General features: G+C 69.0%; 13 protein-coding genes. 9 read left to right on the top strand and 4 right to left on the bottom strand.

What is annotated here, in order from left to right:
• Position 1: 1 nt before the first annotated feature.
• Positions 2–634, top strand: a complete 633-nt coding sequence (locus tag sphst_RS02505) for a TetR/AcrR family transcriptional regulator (RefSeq protein ID WP_031395749.1) — start codon at positions 2–4, stop codon at positions 632–634.
• 5 nt (positions 635–639) lie between these two features.
• Here the strand turns inward: sphst_RS02505 and sphst_RS02500 are convergent, their stop codons facing one another.
• Complete coding sequence (locus sphst_RS02500) at positions 640–1326, bottom strand: hypothetical protein (protein ID WP_107045100.1); 687 nt, start codon at positions 1324–1326, stop codon at positions 640–642.
• 206 nt (positions 1327–1532) lie between these two features.
• Here sphst_RS02500 and sphst_RS02495 point away from each other — a divergent pair, with 206 nt between their 5' ends.
• The 6 genes from sphst_RS02495 to sphst_RS02470 are packed head-to-tail and all read left to right on the top strand — an operon-like array spanning position 1533 to position 7407.
• Complete coding sequence (locus sphst_RS02495) at positions 1533–4358, top strand: monovalent cation/H+ antiporter subunit A (protein WP_107045099.1); 2826 nt, start codon at positions 1533–1535, stop codon at positions 4356–4358.
• Positions 4355–4717, top strand: coding sequence for a Na+/H+ antiporter subunit C (locus tag sphst_RS02490; RefSeq protein WP_031393506.1), 363 nt, complete (start codon positions 4355–4357; stop codon positions 4715–4717). Before sphst_RS02495 ends, sphst_RS02490 begins: the two co-directional genes overlap by 4 nt.
• Positions 4714–6237, top strand: a complete 1524-nt coding sequence (locus sphst_RS02485; protein ID WP_107045098.1) for a monovalent cation/H+ antiporter subunit D — start codon at positions 4714–4716, stop codon at positions 6235–6237. The genes sphst_RS02490 and sphst_RS02485 overlap by 4 nt, the downstream gene beginning before the upstream one ends.
• Positions 6234–6725 (top strand): Na+/H+ antiporter subunit E, encoded by a 492-nt coding sequence (locus tag sphst_RS02480; protein WP_031395559.1) that lies wholly within the window; start codon positions 6234–6236, stop codon positions 6723–6725. Before sphst_RS02485 ends, sphst_RS02480 begins: the two co-directional genes overlap by 4 nt.
• Positions 6722–6991 carry a K+/H+ antiporter subunit F gene (locus sphst_RS02475; RefSeq protein WP_031395560.1) on the top strand — a complete coding sequence of 90 codons (270 nt, stop codon included), beginning with the start codon at positions 6722–6724 and terminating at the stop codon, positions 6989–6991. Before sphst_RS02480 ends, sphst_RS02475 begins: the two co-directional genes overlap by 4 nt.
• Positions 6988–7407 (top strand): Na+/H+ antiporter subunit G, encoded by a 420-nt coding sequence (locus sphst_RS02470; protein WP_031395561.1) that lies wholly within the window; start codon positions 6988–6990, stop codon positions 7405–7407. The genes sphst_RS02475 and sphst_RS02470 overlap by 4 nt, the downstream gene beginning before the upstream one ends.
• A gap of 27 nt (positions 7408–7434) precedes the next feature.
• On the opposite strand, the gene sphst_RS02465 is transcribed toward sphst_RS02470, so the two are convergent.
• From sphst_RS02465 to sphst_RS02455, 3 genes are all read right to left on the bottom strand, one after another.
• Entirely contained in the window at positions 7435–8994 is a 1560-nt protein-coding gene (locus sphst_RS02465) for an alkaline phosphatase D family protein (protein WP_031395562.1), read from the bottom strand.
• 125 nt (positions 8995–9119) lie between these two features.
• A complete protein-coding gene (locus tag sphst_RS02460; RefSeq protein ID WP_159043474.1) occupies positions 9120–10094 on the bottom strand; it encodes a FecR family protein in 975 nt (324 codons plus the stop codon).
• Positions 10091–10630, bottom strand: coding sequence for an RNA polymerase sigma factor (locus tag sphst_RS02455; protein ID WP_051916211.1), 540 nt, complete (start codon positions 10628–10630; stop codon positions 10091–10093). The genes sphst_RS02460 and sphst_RS02455 overlap by 4 nt, the downstream gene beginning before the upstream one ends.
• Before the next feature lie 233 nt (positions 10631–10863).
• Between sphst_RS02455 and sphst_RS02450 the strand changes: the two genes are divergently transcribed.
• Both sphst_RS02450 and sphst_RS21035 read left to right on the top strand, forming a co-directional pair.
• Positions 10864–13872, top strand: a complete 3009-nt coding sequence (locus tag sphst_RS02450; RefSeq protein ID WP_051916209.1) for a TonB-dependent receptor — start codon at positions 10864–10866, stop codon at positions 13870–13872.
• Positions 13873–13921: 49 nt separating this feature from the next.
• Positions 13922–14126: hypothetical protein (locus sphst_RS21035; protein WP_234387268.1), on the top strand; the 205-nt coding region annotated here is incomplete at its 3' end.

Below are 14126 nucleotides of genomic sequence, written 5' to 3'. Positions count from 1 at the left end.
TATGTCCGAGCCGAAAACCCGCCGCGATCTGAACCGCGAAGCCCGTCGCGAGACGATCGTGGCGACCGCGCGCGAGGCATTTCTCGACCATGGCTATGCCGCCACCTCGATGTCGACGATCGCCGTACAGCTCGGCGGATCGAAGGGGACGCTCTGGGCCTATTTTCCGTCGAAGGAGGATCTGTTCAGCGCGGTGCTCGACGATGTCACGTCGAACTTCCGCCAGAGCCTCGAGGATGCGCTGCGCCCGGGGCGCGACTGTGCGACGACGCTGCTCGACTTCCTCGAACGCTTCCAGGGCAAGCTGCTTCACCCCGACAACATCCGGCTGCACCGGCTGATCGTCGGCGAAGGCGGGCGGTTTCCCGAGATCGGCCGCATCTTCTATGCCCGCGGCCCGCAGATCGTGATCGAGCAGCTTTCACTTTATCTGCGCGGCCGGATGGACGCCGGCGACCTGCGCGCCGATGATCCGGTGCAGGCGGCGATGCACCTGCTGCTGCTCGCCCAGACCCAGCAGAATCTGCGGCTCTGGGGGGTCGTCGGCATGCCCGGTCCCGAGGAAGCGCGCCGGCAGGCGGCGCGCGCGCTCGATCTGTTCACGCGCGCTTATGGGGCAGAGGTCGCGCCGTAACGGCGTTACGCGCGGGTACCGGGAGCCGGAGCGTCCTCCCCCGCTGCAACCGTGTCGCCGCCCCCGCCGCCTCCGCCCTGTCCACCACCGCCCCCGCCCGAACCCCGGCCTGCAGCGGCCCCCTCGCGCTCGCCCTTGCCGCGGCCGCCGCCGGCGGCCGGCCGCGTCGGGCCCTGCGCGGGCAGGACGAGGTCGGTCGGGACGGGCGCGAGATCGAGCGCGGCGCGCACGAAATCGCGCAGTGACACGACCAGCGCGTGCGTCGGGACCGGGCGGCCTGCCGCGAGTTCGCCCGCGGCCTGCGCCGCCAGCCGGACCTGCTCGTCGGTGCCGAGCAGGATGATGTCCGACAGCGCCGCCTCGACCGCGTCGCGGATCCGCCGGCCGCGGTCCGATCCGGTGTCGATCGCGACATCCGCCGCATCGTCAGGGACCTCCTCGCCCCGGCGACGCAGGTCGCGCCGATGCGCGGGGTCGACCGTCAGCGTGCCCGTGAACGAGCCGCCCAGCGTCTTGTAGGCCGCGATCAGCGTACGCAGCCGTTCGTTGATCTGCCGGTTGATCCGCTCGCGGCGCTGCTGGATCGTCATCATCGTGACGAGGCGGATGCCGACGCCGATCGCCGTCACCAGCGCGAGCCCGAACAACGTCAGCAACGTGGTCTGCCAGGAACTGAAGTCGATCGTGCGCATGGTCGCTCCTTCGCCATGCGTGCCTTCGCCATGGGTGGGACGTGAACGCGCGTCCGCGTGTGATGACACCCACATCACGTGTCGGAAAAGGCACCCGGATTGCCGCGAACACCCCGCAGATGCCCGATCATGGTGGCGGTCCGGTCGACCCAAGCGACGTTTCGTGCGATGGCGCGGGGCGTGACGTCGCCGGGAAACGATCTGCCATGCCCCTGATGCTCCTGATGGTGCTGCCGTTCGCGGCGGCGCTGATGCTGGCGCTCGGCGCACGTGGCGGCCGTCGCATGCATGTCGGGATCGCAGCCGGTGCGAGCGCGGCGGGGCTCGCGCTGCTGCTTCTCGCCGCGCCCGCGGTCCTTGCGGGAACCCCGCTGACCGCGCGGATCGCGTGGATCCCGGCGCTCGGACTCGATCTCAGCCTGTGGCTCGATCCGCTCGGGCTGCTGTTCGCCGGGCTGATCCTCGGCATCGGCCTGCTCGTCGTGATCTATGCGCAGGGCTATCTCGCCAAGGCCGAGCCGACCGGGCGGTTCCTGTCGTTCCTGATGCTGTTCCAGGGCGCGATGATCGGCATCGCGCTGTCGAACAACATCCTGCTGATGCTGATATTCTGGGAACTGACCAGCCTGTCGTCGTTCCTGCTGATCGGCTTCTGGCGCGACCGCGCGGACGCGCGGCAGGGCGCGCGGATGGCGCTGGCGGTGACGGGCGGCGGCGGGCTGGCGCTGATCGCGGGGATGCTGTTGCTCGGCCAGGCGGCGGGATCCTATGAGCTCGCGACGATCCTGACGCGCGGCGCCGTCGTCCAGGCATCGCCGCTCTATCCCGCGATCCTGACGCTCGTCCTGCTCGGCGCGTTCACCAAATCGGCGCAGTTCCCGTTCCATTTCTGGCTGCCGCACGCGATGGCGGCGCCGACGCCGGTCAGCGCCTATCTCCATTCCGCGACGATGGTGAAGGCAGGCGTCTTCCTGCTCGCGCGGCTGTGGCCGGTGCTGGCGGGCAGCGAATTGTGGTTTTATCTGGTCGCCTCGACCGGCCTCGTGACGATGCTGTTCGGCGCGGGCGTCGCGCTGTTCCGCAACGATCTGAAGGCGATCCTCGCCTATTCGACGATCAGCCAGCTCGGGCTGATGGTAATGCTGCTCGGCTTCGGCACGCCGGCGGCGGCCGCGGCAGCGGTGTTCCACATCCTCAACCACGCCGCGTTCAAGGCGGCGCTGTTCATGAACGCGGGCATCGTCGATCACGAGACGGGGACGCGCGACATCCGTCGCCTCGGCGGGCTCGCCGCGCTGATGCCGCTGACCGCGACGCTCGGCACGCTGGCGGTCGCGGCGATGGCGGGGCTGCCACCGCTCGGCGGGTTCATCTCCAAGGAGATGATGCTCGAACAAAGCCTGCATGCCGCGCACGATGGCCGGTCATGGCTCGTGCCGCTGCTTGCGACGATCGCGGCGACGCTGTCGGTCGCCTATTCGCTGCGCTACGCCACCGGACAGTTTTTCGGGCCTCGCGCGACGGGGGATGTCGCCGCGCCGCACGATCCCGGCATGGCGATGATCGGACCGTCGATCGTGCTCCTGCTCGTCGCGCTCGGTTTCGGACTGTTGCCGATGACGATCGCCGGGCCGCTGGTGCGCGCCGCGACGGGGGCGGTGATCGGTGGCAGCCCGCCCGCGCTGGATCTGGCGCTGTGGCACGGGATCAACCCCGCCCTGGGGATGAGCGCGCTCGCGGTCGTGATCGGTGCGCTGCTGCTGTGGCGGCGCGCGCCGGTCGCGCGCTGGCTGGACGGGCGGCGAACGCTCGATGCGAAGCGGCTGTTCGACGGCGCGATGGCGGCGATCGTCGCGCGCAGCCGCGACGCCTCGCTCGCGATCCACGCGCCGTCGCTGCAACGCTATCTGTTCGTGCTGTTCGCGGTGGCGGTGCTGTTCGGGATCGACGCCGCGCTGACGACCGGCGGGCTGCCCGCGGGGACGCGCGCGACGCTGCCCGCGTCGCCGGTCGCGGTCGTCGCCTGGTTCGCGCTGGTCGTCGCGACCGGCATCGTCGTGGCGATGCAACGCCAGCGCTTCCTCGCGCTGGTCTTCATCAGCGTCATCGGCCTCGTCATCGCGCTCGCCTTCGTCCATCTTTCCGCTCCCGACCTCGCGCTGACCCAGATCGCGGTCGAGGTCGTGACGATCCTGCTGATGCTGCTCGCGCTGCACCTGCTGCCCAAGGTTCCGCCGCAACTCTCGAGCCTGCCGCGCCGCAGCCGCGATGCGCTGCTGGCGGCGGTCGCCGGGATCGGCACCGGCTGGGCGGCCTGGGCGGTGATGACGCGCGAGCTGCGCGACACGGTCTCGTCCTTCCACTGGGCGAACAGCTATCCGGGCGGCGGCGGGACCAATGTCGTCAACGTGACCCTGGTCGATTTCCGCGCGTTCGACACACTCGGCGAGATCATCGTGCTCGGGATCGCGGGGCTGGCCATCTATGCGCTGCTCGAGCCCGCGGCGCGCGGCACGGCGGGGCGGCGGTTACGCGAATGGCGGCACGACATGCCCCATTCGCCCGAGCGCCATCCGATGATGTTCGTGATGGCGACGCGGCTGCTGCTGCCGCTCGCGCTGCTGGTCGGCCTCTACATCTTCCTGCGCGGGCATAACCAGCCCGGCGGCGGGTTCATCGCCGCGCTGGTCGTCTCGATTGCGATCCTGCTGCAATATCTCGCCTCGGGCTTCGACTGGACCGACGACCGCCGCCGTATCGGCGAACATCCGCTGATCGCGGTCGGCGTGCTGATCGCGACCGCGACGGGGCTCGGCTCGCTCGTCTTCGGCGCGCGCTTCCTGACGAGCAGCTTCGGCTATTTCCACATTCCGCTGGTCGGCGAGGTCGAGCTGGCGACCGCGATGTTCTTCGATACGGGCGTCGCTTGCGTCGTCGTCGGCGCGGTGATGATGGCGCTCGCCCAGCTCAGCCACGTCGCGCAGCGCGCGGCGCGCAACCGCGATCAGGCCGACGAGGAGACATCGGCATGAGTCTCGAATTCCTGATCGCCAGCGCGATCGCGGTGCTGACCGCAGGCGGCGTCTATCTCGCGCTGCGCGGCCGCACCTTTCAGGTCGTGCTCGGGCTGACCTTGCTGTCCTATGCCGTGAACCTGTTCCTGTTCGCGATCGGCCGGCTCGTCGTCGACCGCCCACCGCTGTTCGCCAAGGGCGTGACCGACCATGCCGATCCGCTGCCCCAGGCGCTGGTGCTGACCGCGATCGTGATCACCTTCGGGATGACCGCGCTGGTCGTCATCCTGTCGCTGCGCAGTTTCCTCGAAAGCGGATCGGACCAGGTCGACGGCATCGCCGACGCCGTCCCCGGCCCGGAGCAGGATCGCGCATGACGCTGCTCGACCATCTCGTGATCGCGCCGGTCGTGATCCCCGCGATCATAGCGCCGCTGACGCTGATGGTGATGCGGCGGCGGCGCCATGTCGGCGTCGCGCTGTCGCTGGCCGGCTGTGTCGCGATGCTGGTCGTCGCGCTTGCGCTGTTCGGCATCGCGCAGGACGATGCGATCCGCGCCTATCCGCTCGGCGGCTGGCCGGCTCCGTTCGGGATCGTGCTGGTGCTCGACCGGCTGTCCGCCATGATGCTGGTGCTCGCGGCGATGCTGGCGCTGGTGGTGATGCTCCACGCGGTCGTCACCGCGGTCGACCGCAAGGGCTGGCATTTCCACCCCCTGTTCCAGTTCCAGCTACTCGGACTGAACGGCGCGTTCCTGACCGGGGACCTGTTCAACCTGTTCGTGTTCTTCGAAGTGCTGCTGATCGCCTCCTACGGGCTGATGCTCCACGGTCAGGGCGCGGCGCGGCTGAAGGCGGGGGTCGCCTATGTCGTCGTCAACATCGTCGGCTCGGCGCTGTTCCTGATCGCGCTGGGGCTGCTCTACGGACTGACCGGCACGCTCAACATGGCCGATCTCGGCCAGCGCATCGCCGCACTGGGCGCGGCGGACCAGGGGCTGATCCGGCTCGCCGGGCTGTTGCTCCTCGCGGTGTTCGCGCTGAAGGCAGCAGTCGTGCCGCTGCATCTGTGGCTGCCGCGCACCTATGCCGCGACCGCGCCGGTCGTCGCCGCGCTGTTCGCGATCATGACCAAGGTCGGCGTCTATGCGATGATCCGGGTCGTGCCGCTGATCTTCGGCGATGCCGCGGGCGCCGCCGCCTGGGTGCCGGCGCCCTGGCTGCTGCCCGCCGCCGTGCTGACCGCGATCATCGGCTTCGTCGGCGTGCTGGCGGCGCGCGCGATGCGTGAGCAGGCGGCGTTCGCGATCCTCGGCTCGACCGGGACGCTGCTGCTAGCGGTGTCATGCTGGACGCAGGCGACGACCGCCGCCGCGTTGTTCTATCTCGTCCACGCGACGCTGGCGGGCGCGGCGCTGTTCCTGGTCGCCGACGTGACACTGCGCCGACGCGGCCAATATGGCGACGCGATCGTCCCCAGCCCGCGCTTCGCAGGCCAGCAGGCGACCGGGCTGCTGTTCCTCGCCGCGACGATCGCCGCGGTCGGGCTGCCGCCGCTGTCGGGGTTCGTCGCCAAGCTGTTCATTCTCCAGAGCAGCGTCACGGCCGAGCCATGGCCGCTGATCTGGGCGACGGTGCTGGGCACGACGCTGATCGGCGTGGTCGGCTTTGCCCGCAGCGGCAGCACGCTGTTCTGGAAGGCGGCCGACGATGCCGACCCGATCGCGGGCGCGGACCGGTCGCGCGCCGAACTGATCGCGCCGGCGACGCTGCTCGTGCTGCTCGCGCTGCTGACGCTCGGTGCCGGCTGGGCCACCGCGCAGGCGCAGGCAACCGCCGCGCAGATCTATGCCCCCGATCGCTATGCGGCGGCGGTCCTGACGGAGGCGACGCGATGATCAAGCGCCTCCTCCCCCACCCCGCGCTGACCGCGATGCTGGTCGTCGTCTGGCTGCTGATGGCGAACAGCATCACGGTCGGCGGGATCCTGCTCGGTCTGGTCTTCGGGATCGTCCTGCCCAAGTTCACCGAGCCCTTCTGGCCCGATCGCCCCCGCGTCCGCTTCGGCCGCGCGCTGCTCGGCTATGTCGGCCTCGTGCTCTGCGACATCGTCGTCGCCAATTTCGAGGTCGCGCGGCTGATCCTGTTCCGGCGCAACCGCGATCTCCGCTCGCGCTGGCTGGTCGTTCCGGTCGCACTGTCGTCGCCCGAGGCGATCACCGTGCTCGCCGCGACGATCAGCCTGACGCCGGGGACGGTCTCGTCCGACGTGTCCGCCGACGGGCGCTTCCTGCTGGTCCACGCGCTCGACGTCGCGGACGCGGACGCCGAGATCGCGCGGATCAAGACCCGCTACGAGGCGCCGCTGCTAAGGATCTTCGCATGATCGCCACCGCCTTGCAGATCGCCGCCATCGCCATCGCGCTCGCGCTGCTGCTCAACGGCTGGCGGCTGTACCGCGGGCCCGCGCTCGCCGACCGGATCCTCGCGCTCGACACCATGGTGATCAACGTCATCGCGGTGATCGTCGTGATCGGCATGATGGGCGGCAACGACACCTATTTCGAGGCCGCGCTGCTGCTGGCGATGGTCGGGTTCGTCAGCACCATCGCCTATTGCAAGTTCCTCTTGCGCGGGGACATCGTCGAATGAGCGGCCTCGTCGAGATCGTCATCGCCGGCCTGATCCTGCTCGGCGCGGCGTTCGTGCTGATCGGCAGCTGGGGGCTGGTCCGCCTCCCCTCGACGATGGAGCGGCTGCACGGCCCGACCAAGGCGACAACGCTCGGGCTAGGCGGGCTGTTGCTGGCGTCGGTGCTGTTCTTCCAGGTCCGGCTCGGCGTCTGGACCGCGCACGAGCTGCTGATCTCGCTGTTCCTGTTCATCACCGCACCGATTTCGGCGAACATGATCGCCAAGGTCCATCTCCACCGTGCGCGTACCGGCGACCGCCCCGATCACGACGGCATTGCGGGGCCGCCGCCCCGGCCCGACCCGGATGGCGAAGGCGAATGGGCGACGTTCGAGGCGCCGCATACCGACACGCAGGCCTCGATCGAGAACCACTGAGCGTCGGCACGGGGTCGCGCGGCCGGGTCAGGCCGGCTGTGGCCCAGGCCGTTTCGGATCCACCACGAACTTGGCGAAGGTGGAGATCGACCCGCCCGGCCGATCGACCTGATCCATCACCTTCACCTCGGCAAGCCAGCGGTCCGGCGTCACGGTGAACAGCTGATAGCCGCGCTGGTTGTTGAGCAGGCTGACGTTCGGATTATGGTCGAGCGCGCGCGCCTCGCCCGCATAGCGCGCACCGCCGGTGCCGCCCGACGAGATCGAGGTCGCGAGGAACTCGGTCGCGATCGCGGCACCGCCAAGGTCGTTCGCGTCGCGCGGGACCGAACCGACGACATTCTGGTGCAGGTCACCGCTGCCGATCACGACATTAGTCAGCCCGCGCCGCGCGATGCCGTCGACGAGCCGCTGCCGCGCCAGCGGATAGCCGTTCCAATTATCCTTGCCGACCACCGGCGTCGTCGCGCCGTCCTTGCGCGCGTCATAGGGCATGAACAGCACCTGCTGCGCGATGAAGTTCCACCGGGCGTCATTGGCGAGCCCGTCGTCCAGCCAGCGCTCCTGCGCGGCCCCCAGCATCGTGCGCCCCGGCCGGTCGACCGGCACGCAGGCGTCTAGTTCGCCCCGCGCGATCCCGGGCCGCTCGCAAAGCTGGTCGCTGCGGGCCGAGCGCGTGTCGAGCACGTGCATCCGCGCCAGCGTGCCGTAATCGAACCGGCGATAGGCGCGCCCGGTCCCGGGCCGTTGCGCGCGGCGGACGGGGACATGCTCGTACCAGGCCTGCAACGCCGCGGCCTTGCGCGCGGCGAACACCGGCGGCGGGTTGCCGTCCTTGTCGAATTCGCCCGCCCAATTGTCGTCGATCTCGTGATCGTCGAACGACATGATGAACGCGACCGCCGCATGCGCCGCCTGCAGGTCGGGATCCGCCTTGTACTGCGCATAGCGGCGACGATACTGGTCGAGCGTATAGGTCTCGGCGCCGTGGTGCTTGCGCGGACTGGGCTCGGCCCGGGTCGCCATCTCGTAGATATAGTCGCCATAATGGAAGACCGCGTCGAGATCGGGCTCGCGCGCGACATGCGCATAGGCGGTGAAGAAGCCCGTCTCGAAATCCTGGCACCCCAGCATCGCCAGCCGCAGCCGATCGAGCGACGCGCCCGCCGCAGGCGCGGTGCGCGCGGTCCCCACCGGGCTCGATCCGGCACCCTGGACGAGGAAGCGATACCAATAGGGGCGGTGCGATCGCAGCCCGTCGACCTCGACATGGACCGAATGCGCAAGCGTCGCGTCGGCGACCGCCGATCCCGTCCGGACGATCTTGCGGAAACCGGGGTCCTCGGCGATGTCCCAGCGGACCGGAACATCATGCGGCGGCATGCCGCCGTCCGGGGTCTGCGGCTCGGGCGCCAGCCGGGTCCAGATCACGAACCCGTCGGGCCAGGGGTCTCCGGAGGCGACACCGAGCGTGAACGGATCGCGCGTGAACGTCGCCTTCGCCAGCAACCGCGGCGCCCCCGCCCCGCCCAGCATTGCGAGCGAGAGGCCGGCCTTGACCAGATTGCGGCGATCGAACTGAGCCATAAGGACACTCCCTGCGGCAGCGCCCGCCTGCAGCGCCCGACCGGCGTCGCAGCGCGACCTGCTATGCCGGAAAGACGGAGCAGCCGGGCAAAACCCGACAAACAAAAGAACGGGCGGTGGCGATCCTAGGGATTTCCGGGCCCGCCCGCCGGGCGGATGGCGATCGCGTCTTTCCCGTAAGCGACATCGACCTGATAGGCCGCCTGCACCGCCTGCAATGCGCGGTCGGTATCGGAAATATGAAAGCGGCCGCTGATCGGAAGCGCCTGCAGGCCGCGATCCTCCAACAGGATCGGCCGCGCCGAGTAACGTTGAACCTTGCCGATCAGCACCGCGAGCGGAACGTCCGACGCCTCGAACCACCCCGACTTCCACTCGGGCGCGCTCGCCGCGATGCGCGGTTGCGCGGTGACCTGCCCGTCGACGACGCGTGCGCCGTCGCCCTTGTGCAGCACCAGATCCGCTTCCCCGGCGACGCCGACCTCGACCGCACCGCGGTAGACGACCACGGCGGTGCGCGTCGGCGACTGGCGATCGACGTTGAACGCGGTGCCCAGCACGCGCACGGATGTGGTGCCGCTCGCGACCCGGAACATCCGGCTGCGTTCGTGGTGAATGTCGAAATAGGCCTCGCCGCGGACGAGCTCGGCACCGCGGTGCCACGGCAGGATCCGCACGCGCAGCTCGGTGTCGCCGCTCAGATCGACGCGCGACCCGTCCGCGAGCACGACGGTGCGGCTCTCGCCAGGACCGGTGCGATAGCGCGTCGTTGCCAGCATCGGCACGAGCAGGAGAATCGCAACCAGTATCGCGCAGGCAGCAGCGGCGAGCCACGGCGCCGATCGCCGCCCCCGACGCGCGCGATCGACCCGCGGGGCCGGCGGGATCGCGGCCGCAGGGGCGCACGCCGCGGTCCCGAGCGCCTCGACCAGCGCCTCCGATTGCCAGAGCGCCTGCATCTCGGCGAAGACCGCGCGGTGCCGCGGCGACGCTGCCATCCACGCATCGAAATCCGGCCCCGCCGCGGCATCGAACGCCGGCTGGTTGAGCCGGTCGATCCACGCGGCCGCGTCCTCGGCGATCTGGCTTTCGCGGCTCATCGCCCGCGTCCGCACGCGATCGCCTCTCCCGGCATCGCCTTGTGAAGGTCTGCCAGGCCGCGGGTGATGTGTTTCTCGACTGCCTTCGGGCTCAACCCCAGATCCCTCGCTATCGCCGCGCAGCTTTGCCCCTGCAAACGGCGGCGGACAAGCACGTCGCGGCGTAGCGGCGGCATGGCGTCGAGCGCGTCCCGGAGGATCGCGACCGCCTCGCGGCCGACCAGCACCCGGTCCGGCAGGGGCGCCTGGCTGACGGGCTCCTCCGCGCGTTCGGCGACATAGCGGCGGTCCCTGCGATGATGGTCGACCAGCAGGTTCGCGGCGATCCGGAAGCCGAGCGCATAGATGCTGACCAGCTTCTGCACGCGCCCCTGGTGCACCAGCCGCGACAGCGTCTCCTGCACGACGTCCTCGACGACATCGACCCGGCTGGTGCGCGCACGGACATAGCGGCTCAGCGTCGCCGCGATCGCGCGCCAGTCCTCGACCGCGGGCTCGCCCGCGCGGGTGTCGATCTGGGGAAGCGTCGCTGGCATGGCTCGTCCGGGTTGTTGATCCCGGCGACCTAGGCCGCGTTTGTGACAATTTCGGAGAGGGTGCGACAAGGAGTTCGCGCGGACGCCGCCCGATCCCCCAAATTGCGCAGCGCCACCGTCAGTATAAACACCGACCGGCATCAGACTTCGCTGTCATATAACTGAAACCAAATACTTTGTCGGGTTTCCGGGCGCCTGCCCGTCTTGCCCTCGAACCATCTCGGGGGGAAATCATGTTTCATAGAATTCGTCTGGCGCGGCGTCTGCTCGCGTCCGTTGCACTGTCCGGCCTTGTCTGCGCGCCTGCGATCGCGCAGACAGCACCACCGGCACCACGCCAGTTCAGCTTCGACGTTCCCGCACAGGGTCTCGCCGACGCGCTCCTCGCCTTCTCACGGCTGACCGGGCTGCAGCTCGCGACGTCGCCGTCGCTGCTGCAGGGCGCACGCAGCCAGCGACTGCGCGGCCGAATGACCGCGGAACAGGCGCTCGCGCGGATCACCGCGGGCAGCGCGGTCGACGGCAGGATCGTCGGCGGTACGGTCACCGTCGCACGGCACATGGGGCCGGTGACGACGGCATATGCTCCTGCCGCATCCCCCGGCGGGACCGAAGCCCAGGCGATCGCGCAGGCCACGCAGCCTGCCCCCCTCGCCGATGACGGTGCCGACATCGTCGTCCGGGGCTACCGCCAGAGCGTCGCCAAGGCGCAGCAGATCAAGAAGGCCGCAACCGGGTCGCAGGAGGTGATTCTGGCGCAGGACATCGCCGCGTTTCCCGACCAGAACCTCGCCGAGGCGCTTCAGCGCATCCCCGGCGTCGCAATCACCCGCGACAGCGGTGAGGGTCGCCAGATCTCGCTGCGCGGCCTGGGCGCGGATTTCACCCGCACGCAGCTGAACGGCATGGAGGTGCTCACCAATACCTCGTCGGGGCTGGACAGCCGCTCGTCGGTCAGCCGGTCGCGCGCGTTCGACTACAGCATCTTCGCATCCGAGCTGTTCAACAAGGTCGTCGTCGAGAAATCCTATGCGGCGCAGCAGGACGAGGGCGGCATCGGCGGCACGGTCGGGCTGCACACCGCCAAGCCGTTCGACTATGACGGGCTCACCGTCGTCGCCTCCGCCCGCGGCCAGGCGAACCAATATACCAAGACGGTCACACCGCGCCTCGTCGGGCTGATATCCGATCGTTGGGGAGATTTCGGCGTCCTCGCCTCGGTCGCGTACAGCACCGCTGAGACCGTCGAGTTCGGCTATCGCAACTGGAACTGGTCGCAGATCAATTTCGGCGCGGCCAATGTCGGGCCCGCCGTCTCCGCGGCGGACCGCGCGCTCCTGGTGGGTGCGACCGGTGCCGCGCGCGTCTGGAACAGCCGTGCGCAGACCTATGCGACCTTCTTCAACAAGCGCGAACGCCTCGGCGTCACCACCGCACTGCAATATCATCCCGACGACCGCACCGACGTCTCGCTCGACCTGCTCTATGGCCGGCTGAACAACGACCGGCGCTCGGGCGTGATCGGCGCCGCGGGGACCAACGGCGTCGCCGCGAACAACGTGACCGGCACGCAGCTGCTGACCGGCGTCACCTTCGACGATTTCAACGACATCGTCGGCGCGTCGTTCGACCGTGTCGACATGCGCACCGAATCCAAGGTGACGCATGACCAGACGACCTTCTGGCAGGCCGCGCTCAACGCGCATACCGATCTCGCCAGCAACCTGACGCTCAACGTCCTGGGCGGCTGGTCGCGATCGACCTTCGCGTCGCGCTATGCGCAGGTCTATCTAGAGGCGGTCGGCAAGAGCTATTCCTTTTCGGGGTTGAACACCGCCTCGCCGCGGACCGACTATGGCTTCGACACCACCGACGCGTCGCAATGGGACCTGCAGGGCCTCGAGACCCGCGCCGACCGGATCGAGAGCGAATTCTACAACAGCAAGGCAGAGCTTGCCTGGACCGTCGCCACGGGGTCGACGATCAAGGCGGGTGCGGGGTTCAAGCGCTTCACCAATGGCGGCTGGCAGCGCAAGGTCGCGCCCAGCTACGAGAACAAGCCGGGCGTGCCCGACGTCCCGACCAGCGTCCTGACCGACAGCACGCTCGCCCCCTATGTGATCGGCGATGTCGCCGCCACCTATGCGCTGCTCGGTCAGAGCATGACCGTCAACGCGACCAGCACCGTCGCGGGCACCGCCTATGACCTGACCGAACGGACCTATGGCGCCTATCTGCAATATGACCTCGCCACCCGGCTCGGCGCGATCGGCCTGCGCGCCAATGTCGGCGTGCGCTATTACCATACCGATCTCGGATCCGCCGGAACCGCGCTGGTCGGCAGCGCGCTCGTCCCGGTCAGCGTGACCAACCGCTATGACGGTTTTCTGCCCGCAGCGAACCTCGCCTTCGACCTCAGCCGGTCGATCGTCTTCCGGCTGAGCGGCAATCGCAATCTGAGCCGCCCAGCGCTCAGCGACATGCGCGCGGCCGGGACGCTCAACCTCGCCTCGTTCGGCGGCACGATCGCGGCCGGCAACCCCAATCTGAAGCCGTTCATCGCCGATTCGATCGAAACGTCGCTCGAATATTATGACGGCACGCGCGGATCGCTCGCGATCGGCGCTTTCTACAAGCACATGGACTCGTACATCACGTCGGAGACGCGGCTCGTGTCCTACGCCTCGACCGGCTATCCCGCGGCGCTGCTGCCCGTCGGCGTCGACCCTGCGGTGCTGGTAAACTATACGCGCCCGATCAACGGCCCCGGCGCGTCGATCAAGGGGATCGAGGTCGCCGCAAAGCGCGACTTCGACTTCCTGCCCGCGCCGTTCGACAAGCTCGGCATACTCGGCAACGTCACGGTCGCCAGCGGGTCGACCGACGTCTTCTATGCGGGCGTGCCGGTCCGCCTGCCGCTGCCGACATTGTCGAAATTCTCGTCGAACGCGACGCTCTATTACGACACCGATCGCTGGGGCGCACGCGGCTCGATCGCGACGCGCTCGCGCTATCGCTGGGGCGATGGCGGCAACGGCAATATCGGCGAGTATATCAAGGGCACCACGAACCTCGACGCCTCGGCCTATGTCAATCTGACGCCGCGGTTCAAGCTGACACTCGACGTGATCAACATCACCGACGAGCCGATCGTCCAATATGCCGACGGCACTGCAAAGCGGGTGATGACCAATACGGTCAGCGGCCGGACCGTCGCGTTCGGCGGGACGATGCGCTTCTGATCGAGCACAGGGGCAGGCTGGTGGCCGGCCTGCCCCTCGCACCAGGATCGTGTGGCCCTTCACCGATCCGGAGCATCAGCTGCCCCCCTGGGGCCCGCAATCGAGCGATACCGACGATAGCGCGCGCGCCGTACGGAAGCATTATCCTGATGCCGGGATCCCACAAACGAACACCCGCACCGGCACGGCCGGTTCGGCATTCCTGTCGAGCGGTCTGTCGCGACCAGCGAAGGACACCGGAAACGACGACAGCC

This window comes from Sphingomonas sp. STIS6.2 (assembly GCF_000732685.2).
GTDB lineage: Bacteria > Pseudomonadota > Alphaproteobacteria > Sphingomonadales > Sphingomonadaceae > Sphingomonas > Sphingomonas aerolata.
This window is presented reverse-complemented; position numbering and strand designations above follow the sequence as displayed.

Excerpts from the sequence above, each read along its gene's own strand:
- sphst_RS02460 (WP_159043474.1), bottom strand. The coding sequence starts at position 10,094 with ATGAGCCGCGAAAGCCAGATCGCCGAGGACGCGGCCGCGTGGATCGAC.
- sphst_RS02455 (WP_051916211.1), bottom strand. The coding sequence starts at position 10,630 with ATGCCAGCGACGCTTCCCCAGATCGACACCCGCGCGGGCGAGCCCGCG.
- sphst_RS02480 (WP_031395559.1), top strand. The coding sequence starts at position 6,234 with ATGATCAAGCGCCTCCTCCCCCACCCCGCGCTGACCGCGATGCTGGTC.
- sphst_RS02500 (WP_107045100.1), bottom strand. The coding sequence starts at position 1,326 with ATGCGCACGATCGACTTCAGTTCCTGGCAGACCACGTTGCTGACGTTG.
- sphst_RS02495 (WP_107045099.1), top strand. The coding sequence starts at position 1,533 with ATGCCCCTGATGCTCCTGATGGTGCTGCCGTTCGCGGCGGCGCTGATG.
- sphst_RS02465 (WP_031395562.1), bottom strand. The coding sequence starts at position 8,994 with ATGGCTCAGTTCGATCGCCGCAATCTGGTCAAGGCCGGCCTCTCGCTC.
- sphst_RS02450 (WP_051916209.1), top strand. The coding sequence starts at position 10,864 with ATGTTTCATAGAATTCGTCTGGCGCGGCGTCTGCTCGCGTCCGTTGCA.
- sphst_RS02505 (WP_031395749.1), top strand. The coding sequence starts at position 2 with ATGTCCGAGCCGAAAACCCGCCGCGATCTGAACCGCGAAGCCCGTCGC.
- sphst_RS02470 (WP_031395561.1), top strand. The coding sequence starts at position 6,988 with ATGAGCGGCCTCGTCGAGATCGTCATCGCCGGCCTGATCCTGCTCGGC.
- sphst_RS02475 (WP_031395560.1), top strand. The coding sequence starts at position 6,722 with ATGATCGCCACCGCCTTGCAGATCGCCGCCATCGCCATCGCGCTCGCG.
- sphst_RS02490 (WP_031393506.1), top strand. The coding sequence starts at position 4,355 with ATGAGTCTCGAATTCCTGATCGCCAGCGCGATCGCGGTGCTGACCGCA.
- sphst_RS02485 (WP_107045098.1), top strand. The coding sequence starts at position 4,714 with ATGACGCTGCTCGACCATCTCGTGATCGCGCCGGTCGTGATCCCCGCG.